17 protein-coding genes are annotated in these 14,239 nt (G+C 66.6%); 8 read left to right on the top strand and 9 right to left on the bottom strand.

The genetic code is table 11. The features are described 5' to 3' along the window. Positions 1-194: 194 nt before the first annotated feature. Genes VFG17_RS12365 through VFG17_RS12355 form a run of 3 tightly spaced genes read left to right on the top strand, consistent with a single transcriptional unit; the run spans position 195 to position 2,764 of the window. Positions 195-857: a Tim44/TimA family putative adaptor protein gene (locus tag VFG17_RS12365; RefSeq protein WP_325029775.1), complete on the top strand. Its 663-nt coding sequence runs from the start codon at positions 195-197 to the stop codon at positions 855-857. Between the two features lie 4 nt (positions 858-861). Next, positions 862-2,187 (top strand): MltA domain-containing protein, encoded by a 1,326-nt coding sequence (locus tag VFG17_RS12360; protein ID WP_325029774.1) that lies wholly within the window; start codon positions 862-864, stop codon positions 2,185-2,187. Position 2,188: 1 nt separating this feature from the next. Then, positions 2,189-2,764, top strand: a complete 576-nt coding sequence (locus VFG17_RS12355) for a Smr/MutS family protein (RefSeq protein WP_325029773.1) — start codon at positions 2,189-2,191, stop codon at positions 2,762-2,764. Here VFG17_RS12355 and dapE read toward each other — a convergent pair. Next, positions 2,761-3,894, bottom strand: coding sequence for a succinyl-diaminopimelate desuccinylase (gene dapE, locus VFG17_RS12350; protein ID WP_325029772.1), 1,134 nt, complete (start codon positions 3,892-3,894; stop codon positions 2,761-2,763). The genes VFG17_RS12355 and dapE overlap by 4 nt on opposite strands. A 96-nt stretch (positions 3,895-3,990) precedes the next feature. Between dapE and VFG17_RS12345 the strand changes: the two genes are divergently transcribed. From VFG17_RS12345 to sdhA, 4 genes are all read left to right on the top strand, one after another. Continuing rightward, complete coding sequence (locus tag VFG17_RS12345) at positions 3,991-4,458, top strand: cupin domain-containing protein (RefSeq protein ID WP_325029771.1); 468 nt, start codon at positions 3,991-3,993, stop codon at positions 4,456-4,458. A gap of 122 nt (positions 4,459-4,580) precedes the next feature. Next, the gene (gene sdhC / locus VFG17_RS12340) at positions 4,581-5,030 is read left to right on the top strand and encodes a succinate dehydrogenase, cytochrome b556 subunit (protein ID WP_325029770.1); all 450 of its coding nucleotides are present in this window, start codon (positions 4,581-4,583) and stop codon (positions 5,028-5,030) included. After that, positions 5,023-5,430, top strand: a complete 408-nt coding sequence (gene sdhD / locus VFG17_RS12335; RefSeq protein WP_325029769.1) for a succinate dehydrogenase, hydrophobic membrane anchor protein — start codon at positions 5,023-5,025, stop codon at positions 5,428-5,430. Before sdhC ends, sdhD begins: the two co-directional genes overlap by 8 nt. 1 nt (position 5,431) lies before the next feature. Further along, positions 5,432-7,234, top strand: a complete 1,803-nt coding sequence (gene sdhA, locus VFG17_RS12330) for a succinate dehydrogenase flavoprotein subunit (protein ID WP_325029768.1) — start codon at positions 5,432-5,434, stop codon at positions 7,232-7,234. A 24-nt stretch (positions 7,235-7,258) separates the two neighbouring features. Here the strand turns inward: sdhA and VFG17_RS12325 are convergent, their stop codons facing one another. From VFG17_RS12325 to leuC, 6 genes are all read right to left on the bottom strand, one after another. Further along, positions 7,259-7,552, bottom strand: coding sequence for a hypothetical protein (locus VFG17_RS12325; protein WP_325029767.1), 294 nt, complete (start codon positions 7,550-7,552; stop codon positions 7,259-7,261). Between the two features lie 71 nt (positions 7,553-7,623). Then, positions 7,624-7,836, bottom strand: a complete 213-nt coding sequence (locus VFG17_RS12320; RefSeq protein WP_325029766.1) for a DUF167 domain-containing protein — start codon at positions 7,834-7,836, stop codon at positions 7,624-7,626. Positions 7,837-7,901: 65 nt separating this feature from the next. After that, on the bottom strand, positions 7,902-8,897 hold the full coding sequence (locus tag VFG17_RS12315) for an NADPH:quinone oxidoreductase family protein (RefSeq protein ID WP_325029888.1): 996 nt from the start codon (positions 8,895-8,897) through the stop codon (positions 7,902-7,904). Positions 8,898-8,928: 31 nt separating this feature from the next. Then, complete coding sequence (gene leuD, locus VFG17_RS12310; protein WP_325029887.1) at positions 8,929-9,519, bottom strand: 3-isopropylmalate dehydratase small subunit; 591 nt, start codon at positions 9,517-9,519, stop codon at positions 8,929-8,931. Beyond that, positions 9,519-10,367, bottom strand: a complete 849-nt coding sequence (locus VFG17_RS12305) for an N-acyl homoserine lactonase family protein (protein ID WP_325029765.1) — start codon at positions 10,365-10,367, stop codon at positions 9,519-9,521. Before VFG17_RS12305 ends, leuD begins: the two co-directional genes overlap by 1 nt. A gap of 26 nt (positions 10,368-10,393) precedes the next feature. Then, positions 10,394-11,824 carry a 3-isopropylmalate dehydratase large subunit gene (gene leuC, locus VFG17_RS12300; protein ID WP_325029764.1) on the bottom strand — a complete coding sequence of 477 codons (1,431 nt, stop codon included), beginning with the start codon at positions 11,822-11,824 and terminating at the stop codon, positions 10,394-10,396. 212 nt (positions 11,825-12,036) lie between these two features. On the opposite strand from leuC, the gene VFG17_RS12295 reads away from it, so the two are divergent. Continuing rightward, the gene (locus VFG17_RS12295) at positions 12,037-12,555 is read left to right on the top strand and encodes a sterol desaturase family protein (RefSeq protein ID WP_325029763.1); all 519 of its coding nucleotides are present in this window, start codon (positions 12,037-12,039) and stop codon (positions 12,553-12,555) included. Here VFG17_RS12295 and VFG17_RS12290 read toward each other — a convergent pair. Continuing rightward, positions 12,552-13,232 carry a glutathione S-transferase family protein gene (locus tag VFG17_RS12290; RefSeq protein ID WP_325029762.1) on the bottom strand — a complete coding sequence of 227 codons (681 nt, stop codon included), beginning with the start codon at positions 13,230-13,232 and terminating at the stop codon, positions 12,552-12,554. The genes VFG17_RS12295 and VFG17_RS12290 overlap by 4 nt on opposite strands. Next, on the bottom strand, positions 13,220-14,197 hold the full coding sequence (locus VFG17_RS12285) for an NAD(P)-dependent oxidoreductase (protein ID WP_325029761.1): 978 nt from the start codon (positions 14,195-14,197) through the stop codon (positions 13,220-13,222). Before VFG17_RS12285 ends, VFG17_RS12290 begins: the two co-directional genes overlap by 13 nt. Between the last annotated feature and the right edge of the window lie 42 nt (positions 14,198-14,239).

Below are 14,239 nucleotides of genomic sequence, written 5' to 3'. Positions count from 1 at the left end.
GGAACCGCGGCGGACGGTTGCGGCGGCGCTTAGCAGCGCCCGGAGGTGAGCACAATGGCCGCCTGCGCCGCGCGATGGTTAAGGGTGAATCGTTGACCCGGTGCGCCCGAGCGGTCATGGCTATTTGAAACTAGGCGGCGTATCGCCTATGTATCAGCAGATATGTTTCTGCCTTCCGCATTGGACTTTTGCCCGTGACCGCTTTTTCGATCGTCCTGCTCGCCATGATCGCCGCTTTCCTCGGAATGCGGCTCTACTCGGTGCTTGGCAAGCGCACGGGGCATGAGCAAGAGCCCGTGCTGCCGCGCGAGCGTGCGACCGCCTCGCCGGTCCGCCTCGACGATGGCGACGGTGCGCCGGCCGCCTCGCCCGCACCCGCCGATACGTCGGGGCTGGTCTATGAACCCGCCGCCGAGGCCGGACTGCGCCAGTTGCTCGCAACCGACCGCAATTTCGACGCCGGCCGCTTCATGGAGGGCGCCGAGGCGGCGTATCGCATGATTCTCGAGGCATATTGGAAGGGCGACCGCGACACGCTGCGCGACCTGTGCGACGACGACAGCTACGAAGCCTTCGTCGACGCGATCGCGGCGCGCGAGGCGCGCGGCGAAACGCTCGACAACCGCCTGATCGGCATCGATTCGGCCAAGATCACCGCGGTCGAGATGAGCCGCGGCGAAGCGCGCGTTTCCGTGCGTTACCATGCCGATATCAGCGCGGTGACCCGCGATGCCGAGGGCAAGCTGATCGCCGGGTCGATGAGCGACGCGGCGCAGGCCGACGATCTCTGGACCTTCCGCCGCCAGATCGGCAGCAACGACCCCAATTGGGTGCTCGACGAAGCCGAATCGGCCTGATCGCATGATCCGGGCGGTGGGGGCGCCGCGCGCGCGCGCTTTCGGATTCGCGCTGCTCGCCGCCCTGCCGCTGCTTGCGGGTTGTGCTTCGGTGGTTCCCACGACGGATAGTGGCCGCCCCGCGACCACCACCCCCGCGCCGCCGCGTCCGGCTGGCACGCCGCGCCCCTATACGCCGCGCCCGTCCGAAGGCGCCAGTGCCGCCGCCCAGCCGATACCCGCAACCCCGCGCGCGCCGCTTCCTGCAACGCCCATCCCGGCCGATGCGACGACCGCCGCCACCAGCGGCGTGGTCGCGGGCCCGGACTTCTCGACGCTCGGCGTGACGGCCGAACAGGCGACCGCCGCGCTCGTCGCCTTCCGCATCAGCTGTCCGTCGGTCCAGCGCCGCACCGACACCAGCGGCCTCACGCAGGGCCCCGACTGGACCGAAAGCTGCACTGCCGCGAAAAGCTGGAAGGACAGCGACGCTTCGGCCTTCTTCACACGCTATTTCGGCACCGTACAGGTTGGCGCGGGCACCGCCTTCGTCACCGGCTATTACGAACCCGAAATCGCCGGCTCGCGCACCAAGCAGCCGGGCTATGACGTCCCCATCTATCGCCGCCCCGCCGACCTGATCGAAGTCGACCTCGGCGCGTTCGCCGACGACCTCAAGGGCCGCAAAATCCGCGGCCGTGTCGATGGCAGCAATTTCGCGCGCTACTATGATCGCACCGCGATCGAAAGCGGCGCGCTCGACGGGCGCGGGCTCGAAATCGCTTATGCCGCCGACGCCGCCGAATTCTTCTTCCTGCAGGTGCAGGGTTCGGGCCGTCTCCGCTTGCCCGACGGCGGCGTCATGCGCATTGGTTACGACACGCAGAACGGCCGCGGCTATGTCGGCATCGGCAAGCTGCTGCTCGACCGCGGCGAATTGCAGCGCGGGCAGGCGTCAATGCAGGGCATCCTCGACTATCTGCGCGCCGATCCGGTGCGCGGCGCCGCGGTGATGAACGAGAATCCGAGTTGGGTATTCTTCCGCGAACTCACCGGTCCCGGCCCGCTCGGCGCTTTGGGCGTTCCGGTAACCGGCCGCGCGAGCGTCGCCGCCGATCCCAAATATGTGCCGCTCGGCGCCCCGGTATTCCTCTCGCTCGACCGTGCCGAACCCAATGGTCTGTGGATCGCGCAGGACACCGGCGGAGCGATCAAGGGCGCCAACCGCTTCGACAGCTTCTGGGGCGCGGGCGAAGAGGCGCGCGCGATCGCGGGCGGTATGGCGGCGCGCGGCTCGGCGCTGCTCCTGCTTCCGCGCGCCAGCATCGCGCGGCTGATTCCGGCGCCTTGATGTGCCGCGGCGCCTCGATCCCGACGAAAGCGCGCTGTGGAAGAAGGTCGCAGCGACCGTAAAGCCGCTCGCCAAGGCGAAGGCGCCGCTCGCGCCCGTGTCTCCGCCGACCGTGAAGCCGCCGAAACCGACCCCGCGCAGCGCTGCAGTTCCCGCCGCTGCGCCGCGACCTCCGACGACACTCCCACCTCCCCGCCGCACCCACCAGGCCGCGACACTCGACGGCCATTGGGACCGCCGCTTGCGCAAGGGGCTCGTGCGCCCCGATCTCAGCATCGACCTGCACGGCCATACACTCGCCTCGGCGCAGGCTTTGCTCGACGAGGCGATCGGGCGCGGGCTGCTGCGCGGCGCGCGCGTGCTGCTCGTCGTCGCGGGACGGTTGCGTCCGGGCGCCGACCGCCTGCCGCAGATGCACGGCGACCCGCGCCCGCGCGGCGCGATCCGCGCGTCGCTGCCCGACTGGCTCGCTTATTCGCCCCACGCCGACCAGATCGTCGCGCTCCGCCCCGCGCATATCAGCCACGGCGGGGCGGGAGCGGTTTATGTGATCCTGCGCCGCGCCCGCGAAGACTAGGCGAAGGCCCGGATCAGGATTCCGCGATAGATGGCGGTCAGCGTGTGGAGGTCCGCCACCGCGACCGCCTCGTCGAGCTTGTGCATCGTCGCATTGGTCAGCCCGAACTCGACTACCGGGCAGAGCGCATGGAGGAAGCGCGCATCCGACGTGCCGCCGGTGGTCGACATTTCGGGTCGCACATCGGTCTCGGCATGGATCGCCTCGGCAACCAGTTCGGACAGGTCGCCCGGCGGGGTGAGGAAGGCTTCGCCCGAAATCTTGCCCAGCACCTTGGCATTCGGTTCGACGTCGTGCGCAAGGCGCTCGATCACCGCGACGAGGTCGGCGCCCTTATGCTGGTCGTTGAACCGGATCGATAGCCGCGCGCGCGCCGACGCAGGGATAACGTTGGTCGCGCCGTTGCCGACCTCGACATCGGTGAATTCGATGTTCGACGGCTGGAACCAGTCGTTGCCGGCATCGAGCATGACCGCATCGATCGCGGCCAAAATCTTGACCAGCTTCGGGATCGGATTGTCGGCGAGGTGCGGATAGGCGACATGACCCTGCGTCCCCGGCACGTCGATCCAGATATTGACCGATCCGCGCCGGCCGATCTTCACCATGTCGCCGAGCCGGTTCACCGAGGTTGGCTCGCCGACGACGATCATGTCGGGCTTCACGCTCCGCGCATCCATATGTTCCATCAGCGCACGGGTGCCGAAGATCGCGGGGCCTTCCTCGTCGCCGGTGATGATCAGGCTGATCGTTCCGGCCTCAACCGGAGTCGCGGCGGCCGCGGCGACGAACGCCGCGATCGAACCCTTCATGTCGACCGCGCCGCGGCCATAGAGCAAATCGCCGCGCACTTCGGGAGCAAAGGCATCGCCTGTCCAGCCGACGCCCGGCGGCACGACGTCGAGGTGCCCGGCAAAGCCGAAATGCTTGGGGCCTTTGCCCATCCGCACCGCGAGCAGATTTTCGACGGGGCCGTCGGGTTCGATCCCGTCGATGAAGCGCTCGACGGCAAAGCCGAGCGGCGTCAGCGCCGCTTCGAGTGCGTCGAACACGGCGCCCATGGCGGGGGTAACGCTCGGCGCGGCGATCAGCGCCTTGGCGAGCTCTACGGGATCGACGGTGATGCTCATGCCGCTCCCTTACCCCCTTGCGCGGCAGCAAGTCGAGGCTTTGCATTGGGCAGCCTTTGTGCGAAACAAAGGCAGAACAAATCCACGAGGACTGCCATGCCCAAGCTCGATCTCGACGCAATCCCGCAAACCAATGCGACGGGCTATCCCGCACCCCATAACGAACCCGTTCAGGGCCGCTGGTATCGCCGTCTTGCACCGCTGGCGGGGCTCAGCGATTTCGCGGCGAGCCATGTCGTGCTGAAACCCGGCGCCTGGTCGTCGCAGCGCCACTGGCACGACGGCGAGGACGAGATGCTGGTGATGATTTCGGGCGAGGCGGTGCTGATCGAGGATGACGGCCGCTGGCCGATGCGGCCGGGCGATATCGCGGTATGGCCGAAGGGCAGCACCAACGGGCATCACCTCGTTAACGAATCGGACGCCGACTGCGTCTTCGTCGCCTTGGGCGGGGGCAAGGCGCATGACACCGGCGGTGGCTATTCGGACATCGACATGCTCTTCACGCCCGACGGCTATTTCCACAAGGACGGCACGCCCTACCCGACGTCGCGGATACCGTGACCGGTCCAACGTGACGGCCCGGGACAAGCTTTTATTCCCCTATGCTCCTAAGCAATTGCATATCGCGGCGGGAAGGCTTAACCGGCGGCGCATCGACCGTTTAGAGTCAAGACAGGGCTGATATGGCTGGCAACGAACCAAGCGCGCGTCCGCGCTCCCCGCATTTGCAGGTGTATAAATGGACCCCTGCGATGGCGGTTTCCATCTTTCACCGCGTCAGCGGCGACGGTCTCGCGATCGTCGGCGGGCTGATGTTCCTCTGGTGGCTCGGCGCGCTCGCCGCGGGGCCCGACGCCTATGCGGCCTTCCTCGCCTGCGTGTGGCACGATCCGAGCCCCGAGGTCGGCACCTTTCACCAGATCACCAACATTCTCGGCAAGATCGTGCTGATCGGCCTGACCTGGGCCTTCTTCCAGCATCTCTTCTCGGGGCTGCGCCATTTCGTGCTCGACACCGGCGCGGGCTATGAGCTCAAGACCAACAAGCTCTGGTCGATCCTCATTTTCGTCGGCTCGCTCACCGCGACCGCCGCAACCTGGCTCTATATCTTCGCGGAGACGCTCAATGGGTAACGGAACGCGTCTCGGCCGCGTGCGCGGGCTCGGCTCGTCGCACCATGGCTCGCACCATTGGCTGCAGCAGCGTTTCACCGCGCTCGCCAATGTGCTGCTCGTCGGCTTTCTCTTCGTCTCCTTCCTGCGTCTGCCGATGACCGACCATGGCGCGGTGCTGCGCTGGGCGTCGAATCCGATGGTCGCGCTCGCGCTGATCCTGATGGTCGCCAATGTCTTCTGGCACCTGCGCCTCGGGCTGCAGGTGATGATCGAGGACTATGTCCATGGCGATGCCACGCGCCTGCTCGCGCTCGTCCTTTTGAACTTCTACGCGATCGGCGGCGCCGCCTACGGCATCTTCGCCATCATCCGCATCGCGCTTGCGCCCGCCGCCGGGCTTGCTCCGGGGGGCATGTAAGATGACAGACGCCTACAAGATCATCGACCATATCTACGACACCGTCGTCGTGGGTGCGGGCGGTTCGGGCCTGCGCGCGACGATGGGCAGCGCCGAAGCGGGGCTCAAGACCGCGTGCATCACCAAAGTGTTCCCGACGCGCAGCCACACCGTCGCGGCGCAGGGCGGCATCGCCGCGTCGCTCGGCAACAATTCGCCCGACCATTGGCAATGGCACATGTACGACACCGTCAAGGGTTCGGACTGGCTCGGCGACCAGGACGCGATCGAATATATGGTGCGCGAGGCACCGAACGCGGTCTACGAACTCGAGCACGCCGGCGTGCCGTTCAGCCGTAACGCCGACGGCACGATCTACCAGCGCCCCTTCGGCGGCCATATGCAGAATATGGGCGAAGGCCCGCCGGTTCAGCGCACCTGCGCCGCGGCCGACCGCACCGGCCACGCGATGCTCCACGCGCTCTATCAACAGAGCCTGAAGTATGACGCGGACTTCTTCGTCGAATATTTCGCGCTCGACCTGATCATGGAAAATGGCGAGTGCCGTGGCGTGATCGCGCTGTGCATGGAGGATGGCAGCATCCACCGTTTCCGCAGCCAAGCGGTCGTGCTCGCGACGGGCGGCTACGGCCGCTGCTATTTCACGGCGACCTCGGCGCACACCTGCACCGGCGACGGCGGCGGCATGGTGCTGCGCGCGGGCCTGCCTTTGCAGGACATGGAGTTCGTCCAGTTCCACCCGACCGGCATCTATGGCGCCGGCGTGCTGATTACCGAGGGCGCGCGGGGCGAGGGCGGTTACCTCACCAATTCCGAAGGCGAGCGGTTCATGGAACGCTATGCCCCGTCGGCGAAGGACCTTGCGTCGCGCGACGTCGTGTCGCGCTCGATGGCGCTCGAAATCCGCGAAGGCCGCGGCGTCGGCCCGCACAACGACCATATTTTCCTGCACCTCGACCATATCGATCCCGCGGTGCTCGCCGAGCGCCTGCCGGGGATCACCGAAAGCGGCAAGATTTTCGCCGGCGTCGACCTGACGCGCCAGCCGCTCCCCGTCGTGCCGACGGTCCATTACAATATGGGCGGCATTCCCTGTAACTATCACGGCGAAGTCGTGACCTTGGGCAAGGATGGGCCCGACACCGTCGTCCCCGGCCTGTTCGCGGTCGGCGAAGCGGCGTGCGTGTCGGTTCACGGCGCGAACCGCCTCGGCTCGAACAGCCTGATCGACCTCGTCGTCTTCGGCCGCGCGACCGGGCATCGCCTCAAGGAAATCCTGAAGCCCGGCGCCGCGCAGCAGCCGCTGCCCAAGGACAGCGCCGACCTCGCGCTCGCGCGCCTCGACCATTTCCGCAATGCCAATGGCGGCTCGCCGACCGCGGAAATCCGCACCGAAATGCAGCGCGCGATGTCGCAGCACGCCGCGGTCTTCCGCACCGACGAGTTGATGGCCGAGGGCAAGGAAAAGCTCACGCAGACCTATAATCGCATGAACGACGTTCATGTCACCGACCGCAGCCTGATCTGGAACACCGACCTTATCGAAACGCTCGAGCTCGACAATCTGATCAGCCAGGCGACGGTGACGATGCACTCGGCGTTCAACCGCAAGGAAAGCCGCGGCGCCCACGCGCACGAGGATTTCCCGAACCGCGACGATGCGAACTGGATGAAGCACACGATCGCCTGGTTCGACGGCTGGGGCGGCAAGGGCGGCGGTGTGCGCCTCGATTACCGCCCGGTCCACGAATATACGCTGTCGGACGATGTCGAATATATCAAGCCGAAGGCGCGGGTCTATTGATCCGCGCCGGCGCGTGTACCGGCCCTAATCGCCGAACAGGCTGCGCACCGGGTTGATGTCGGAAAAGGGCACGTCGACGTCCTGACCCATGATCCACAGCTTCTGGCACGCGATGGCGAAGAACATCAGCGCGATCGTCCAGACGATGAAGGTCTTGCGCGCGATCCAGCGGCGTTCGGCCTCTTCGGCTGCGGCGCGGGCCTTGTAATCGACGCCGAGCTCGCCTTCGAATTCGGCGACAAGCTGCGCGCGGCGAGTCCGCGAAATATTCGCGATGCTCGCGTCACCCTCAACGCTTGTCGATCGGCGTTTTGCCATGATCCACCTTGGCCCAGCTAGTCCTGGGTCCGGCTATAAGGCCGAGCCCCTGCCAATTGGTTAACCCGGCGCTATCGGCTCGTCGCAATCCCGATGAGTTTGATGCGTGCCGTCGCCCCGCGCAGCAGCGACAGATCGCGCGACGGGCGGCCGAGCGCGGCGGCGAGCAGGCGCAGCACCGCGTCGTTCGCGGCGCCGTCGGCGGGCGGCGCGGTGACGCGGACCTGCACGGTTCCACCCTCGACCCGGATCTCGTCGCGCCGCGCGCCGGGGGTTACCCGCACCTCGATCCGCCCGGGCGCCACAAGCCTATGCAACGCCTCGGTCAGCGCCGGGTCGGGCCGGTGTTTCAGACGGTGACGACCAGCTTGCCGACCGCGGTGCGGTCGCCGAGCTTGGCGATCGCCTTGCCGCCGTCTTCGAGGCGGAAGCTTTCGGTAACGCGCGGGCTGATCTTGCCCTGTTCCCACAGCTGGAACAGCCGCGCGATATTGGCGCGATTGCGCGCCGGTTCGCGCGCGACGAACGCGCCCCAGAAGACGCCCGCGACGTCGCAGCTCTTGAGCAAGGTCAGGTTGAGCGGCAGGCGCGGAATACCCGCGGGGAAACCGACGACGAGATAGCGGCCCTCCCACGCGATCGAGCGCAGCGCGGGCTCGGCATAGTCGCCGCCGACCGCGTCATAGACGAGGTTGGCGCCATTCGGGCCGACGGCGTCCTTGAACTTGTTCGCGAGTTCCTTCGACTGGTCCTTGTCGAACGGCTGGCGGCCATAGACGACGACCTCGTCGGCGCCGGCCTGACGCGCGATCCCGGCCTTTTCCTCGCTCGACACCCCCGCGACGACGCGTGCGCCGAACGCCTTGCCGAGCTCGACCGCGGCGATGCCGACCCCGCCCGACGCGCCGAGGACAAGCAGGGTATCGCCTTCCTTGATATGGCCGCGATCGACGAGCGCGTGGATGCTGGTGCCATAGGTCATCAGCAGCGAGGCACCCTCGGCGAAGTCATGGCCTTCGGGCAGGTGATAGACATTGTGGACGCCGACCGCGACCGCTTCAGACATGCCGCCGTTGCCGCAGCCCGCGATCACCCGGTCGCCGACCTTGAACTCGGTCACGCCTTCGCCGACCTCGGCGACGAGCCCCGCGACCTCACCCCCGGGGGCGAAGGGACGTTCGGGGCGGAACTGATATTTATCCTCGATGATGAGCACGTCGGGGAAGTTGACCGCGCAGGCCTTCACGTCGATCACGATCTGGCCCTTGCCCGCGGTCGGGCGCGGAAGTTCGCCCAGCTGGAGCGTTTCGGGGCCGCCGGTGGCGGTCGACAAGAGAGCCTTCATCATCTTCTCCTCTTATGGTGTGCGTTTGATCTTATGCGGCGGGACGCATCCACGGGCGCTCGGCGTCGAGCTTTTGTTCGTAGGCGCCGATCGCGGCGTCGCTCTTTTCAGTGAGCGAAATCTCGTCGAGCCCTTCGAGCAGGCACATCTTGCGGAACGGGTCGATTTCGAAGCTGAAGCGGTCCTGGAACTGCGTCGTCACCGTCTGATGCTCGAGGTCGACGAACACCGGATCGGTCGCGGCGACCTCCATCAATCGGTCGATCGCCGCCTGTGGCAACACGACGGGAAGAATACCGTTCTTGACCGCATTGCCCGAGAAGATGTCCGAATAGCTGGGCGCGATCACGACGCGGATGCCGAGGTCGCCGAGCGCCCATGCGGCATGTTCGCGGCTCGACCCGCAGCCGAAATTGTCGCCGGCGATCAGGATCGGCGCGCGTTTAAATTCGGCGCGGTCGAACAGATTGTCGGGATCCTTGCGAATGGCTTCGAATGCGCCGCGGCCCATGCCCTCGCGCGTCGTGGTCTTCAGCCAGTGCGCGGGGATGATCACGTCGGTGTCGACGTTCTTGAGCCCGAACGGAATCGCGCGGCCTTCGATCTGGTTCAGCGGGGTCATCATTCGGCTGCCTTTGGGAAGGCGGGCAATTTGCCGATGTCGCGCGGTTCGTGCTGGATGATCACCGTCGCGCCGAGTTGTTTTGCCAACCCCTTGAACCGGTTGAAGGACGCGAGCGTGTCGGCGCGGTCGGTGTTGAATGTCGGCACGCCTTCGCTGTCGTAATTTTCCTGAAAATGCGCCTGGTCGCCGCTGAGCAGCACCGGACCCATTCCGGCAAGGCGCACCATTAACATATGGTGCCCCGGCGTGTGCCCCGGCATGTCGAACATCACGACGCTGCCGTCGCCGAAAATATCCTTGTCGCGCTCGACCGGCTCGACCGTGCCGCCGCCGCCGATCCAGTGCGCAAACGGTTTCGGATCGACCCAGCGCGGCCGGTCACTGGCGGTCAGCCAATCCCAATCGCCCTTGCCGATATGGAGTTTCGCGGCGGGAAAATCAGGCAGCTGGCCGATATGGTCGAAATGGAAGTGGCTGACGCCGACGATGTCGATTTCGTCCGATTTGATCCCGAGTTCGGCGAGCTGTTCGATGACGCTGCGGCGAAGCGTCGCGGACATGTCGCCGGTCGTGGTGAAGGGCGCGTCCTTCAGCGCGTTCGGCAGGCCCGCATCCCACAGCATCAGCTGGTCGCCGTGGCGGATCAGATAGCAGCCGACCGACAGGTCGCGGCTTTGCCCGGGATAGGCGAGCGTGTCCGAAAAGGCGTTCAGCCGGTTGACCCGCACCGTGCCGCAATCCAGCCGGGTCAGGCTGATCTTCGCGGCCGCGGGCTTTTCCTGCGCGGCGGCGGGCGCGGCGAGCGCCAGCGCCGCGGCGATCGACGCGAATCTTCTCCACCTCATGCTGGTCGGCTCCTTTTCCTGGCGCGTCATCGCATCAGCTCCCTGACGTCGGTGAGCTTGCCGGTCACCGCCGCCGCCGCCGCCATCGCGGGGCTGACCAGATGCGTGCGCGCGCCGGGACCCTGGCGGCCGACGAAATTGCGGTTGCTCGTCGATGCGCAGCGTTCGCCCGCTGGAACCTTGTCGGGGTTCATCGCGAGGCAAGCCGAACAGCCGGGCTCGCGCCATTCGAGGCCGGCATCGGTGAAGATGCGGTCGAGCCCTTCGGCTTCGGCCTGCGCCTTCACCAGCCCCGAACCGGGGACGACGATCGCCCATTTGACATTATCGGCCTTATGGCGGCCTTTGATCACCGCGGCGGCGGCGCGCATGTCCTCGATGCGGCTGTTGGTGCAGCTGCCGATGAAGATATTCTCGATTGCGACGTCCTGCATCCGCGTGCCAGGCTCCAACCCCATATAGGCAAGGCTCTTGGCGGCCGCGGTCTGCTTCGACGGGTCGGCAAAGCTCGCGGGGTCGGGAACCACGCCGGTGATCGGCACGACATCCTCGGGGCTGGTGCCCCAGGTCACGCTCGGCGCGATGTCGGCGGCGTCGATGACGACGGTCTTGTCATAGGTCGCGCCCGGATCGGTCGCGAGGCTCTTCCAGTAAGCGACCGCCGCGTCCCAGTCGGCGCCCTTCGGCGCATAGGGGCGGCCTTTCAGATAGTCGAATGTCACCTCGTCGGGCGCGATCAGCCCGGCGCGCGCGCCGCCCTCGATCGCCATATTGCTGACGGTCAGACGTCCTTCGACGCTGAGAGCGCGGATCGCGCTGCCCGTATATTCGATGACATGGCCCGTGCCCCCCGCCGCGCCGATGACGCCGGTGATGTGAAGGATGATGTCCTTCGCCGACACGCCGGGGCCGACCTCGCCCTCGACGCGCACTTCCATCGTCTTGGCGGGCTGGAGCAGCAAGGTCTGCGTCGCGAGCACATGCTCGACCTCGCTCGTCCCGATCCCGAAGGCGAGCGCGCCGATGCCGCCGTGGCAGGCGGTGTGGCTGTCGCCGCAGACGATCGTCGCGCCGGGCAGCGAAAAGCCCTGCTCGGGGCCGACGACATGGACGATGCCCTGTTCGGGCGCGACCGCGTCGATATAGCGGATGCCGAATTCGGGCGCGTTCTTCTCGAGCGCCGCGAGCTGCGCCGCGCTTTCGGCGTCGGCGATCGGCAGCTTGCGGCCCGCCGCGTCGAGCCGCGCCGTCGTCGGCACATTATGGTCGGGCACCGCGAGCGTCAGGTCGGGGCGGCGCACCGTGCGTCCGCTCGCGCGAAGCCCGGCGAACGCCTGCGGGCTGGTGACTTCATGGACGAGGTGGCGGTCGATGAAGATCAGGCAGGTACCGTCGGGGCGCTGTTCGACGACATGCGCGTCCCAGATTTTCTCGTAAAGGGTGCGGGGCCGAGTCATGCGGTCCACTTACGCCAGTCGCATAACAATGCAAGCGAGTGGCGATCGAAAACGCAATTTTCGGTCGCGGAGTTTCTCATGTTTCGCTCTCGTCACCCGGACTTGATCCGCGGTCCACAGCATCGGCCGCAGGAATGGATCCCGGATCAAGTCCGGGATGACCAATGAGGAGAGGTGGCCTCGCGTAAGCAACAGGCCTATAATCCCCCCGCATGTCGACGCCCGCCATCCTCGCGCTCATCCTTGCCACCATCGTGGCGATGGAATTCGTCGCCTGGGCGAGCCACAAATATATCATGCACGGCTTCGGCTGGGCGTGGCACCGCGACCATCACGAACCGCACGACAAGGTGCTGGAAAAGAACGACCTGTTCGGCCTCGTCGGCGCCGCGCTGAGCATTTCGATGTTCGTCGTGGGCAGCCCGATGATCATGGGTATGGACGCATGGGGGCCGGGAACGTGGATCGGGCTCGGCATCCTCCTCTACGGCATCATCTATACGCTGGTGCACGACGGGCTCGTCCACCAGCGCTATTTCCGCTGGGTGCCGCGCCGCGGCTATGCGAAGCGGCTCGTACAGGCGCACAAGCTCCACCATGCGACGCTCGGCAAGGAAGGCGGGGTGAGCTTCGGCTTCGTCTTCGCGCGCGATCCCGCCAAGCTGAAAGCCGAACTCAAGGCGCAGCGCGAGGCGGGGATCGCGGTGGTGCGCGAGGCGCTCGCCGACTAAGCGGTGCGGTAATCGGCCGTAATCGCGCCGGCCGCCATCAACTCCGCTTCGTGGCTTTCTTCGCGCCAGCTTTCGGCCAGCGCCTGCCGTTCCCACTCCTGCATCGCCGGATGCTTCAGCATATGGTCAACCCACGCCTTTCCGGCGCCGACGTCGAGGCCATAGGTGCGGATGCGAAACGCGACGGGCGCGAAGAAGGCGTCGGCGGCCGTGAAGCGATCGCCCGCGAGATACGGGCCGCCGAACCGCGATAGCCCTTCGGCGAACAACTCGCGGATACGCGCGATGTCGAGCCGAAGCGCGCCCGACGGCGGCTTCGGCGTCACGCGGACGCCCACATTCATCGTGCAATCATTGCGCAGCGCCGAAAAGCCGCTGTGCATCTCGGCGACGGCGCACTGCGCCCAGGCGCGCGCATCGGGATCGGCCGGCCACACGCCGTCGTGCCGGTCGGCGAGATAGAGGGTGATGCCGAGCGAATCATAAACCGTCCGGCCCTCGTCGAGCAGCGCAGGCACTTGCCCGGTCGGCGAAAAGCTACGGAATTCGTCATAGTTGACCGGATTGGTGAAGGGTTCGATCTGGTCCTCGAAAGGAATAGCGAGGCCCTTCATCAGCATCCACGGGCGCAGCGACCAGCTCGAATAATTGCGGTTGGCGGTGATCAGCACATACATGCGTCGCGCTCCTGTGCGATGATGGGGGAGGTGTAATCGGGGTCGTGCGCGAAGGGCAGCGGCCTACGGTCGCGAAGCGCCGCGAGCACGCTGCCGAAGTCGGTCTCGGCGCGCCAGCCGAAGCGACGTTCGGCACGCGACGGGTCATAGACGCGGTCGATACTCTCGGGGAGCATCCAGCCTTCGGCGGCGTAGAGTTCGGCGGCGTCGGGGTGATGGCGCGCGATCACCGCACGCGCGTCGCGGGCCAGCTCTTCGGCCTCCTCGCGCGCAAAGGGCGGCGGTGCCGAGAGGATGAATGTGTCGCAGCCGATCTTCGGCGCAGCCTCGAGCGCCGCGAGATGCGCGGCGGCGGCATCCTCGACCGTCAGGCGGCGATTGAGCAGCTCGTTGGCCTTGAGGTTCGGGCCGCTCGGGACCGCATGCGTGTCGTCATCCTCGGGGAAGAAGCGCCCGGTGCGCAATATCGCGACGTTGATCCCATGCTCGCGGTGAACGAGCTTGCAGGCCTGCTCCGCCGCGAGCTTGGTGATGCCATAGATGTTGCGCGGTTCTATGGGTGCGAAATCCTCGTCCATCCACCATGCGCCCGCTTCGCCCGGCCCCGAACGAACGTCGGCGCGCACCATCAGCGAGGTGGTCGAGGTGAAGAGGAAACGATCGTTGCCCGCCGCGACCGCCGCTTCGATCAGGTTCAGCGTGCCCGTTACATTGACGTCGGCAAAGGCTTGCCGCGGATAGCGGACGATATCGGGCTTGTGCAGCGCGCCGCCATGAATGATGGCCTCGATCCCGTGCTCGCCCATCGTGCGCTCGACCAGCGCGCGATCGGCGACGCTGCCTACGACCTCGGTATGCGCGCCGGGCACGACATCGAGTCCGGTAACCTTATGGCCGCTTTTGGCGAGCAGCGGAGCGAGCGTGCGCCCGAGCCAACCCGACGATCCGGTCAGCAGCACGCGCATCGATGATTCTCCTCCCGATCGTGGTCGCGCGCCTGATACACA

This window comes from Sphingopyxis sp. (assembly GCF_035686825.1).
In the GTDB taxonomy this organism is placed as follows: domain Bacteria; phylum Pseudomonadota; class Alphaproteobacteria; order Sphingomonadales; family Sphingomonadaceae; genus Sphingopyxis.
The sequence above is the reverse complement of the archived record's forward strand: the minus strand, read 5'-3'. Positions and strand labels throughout refer to the sequence as shown.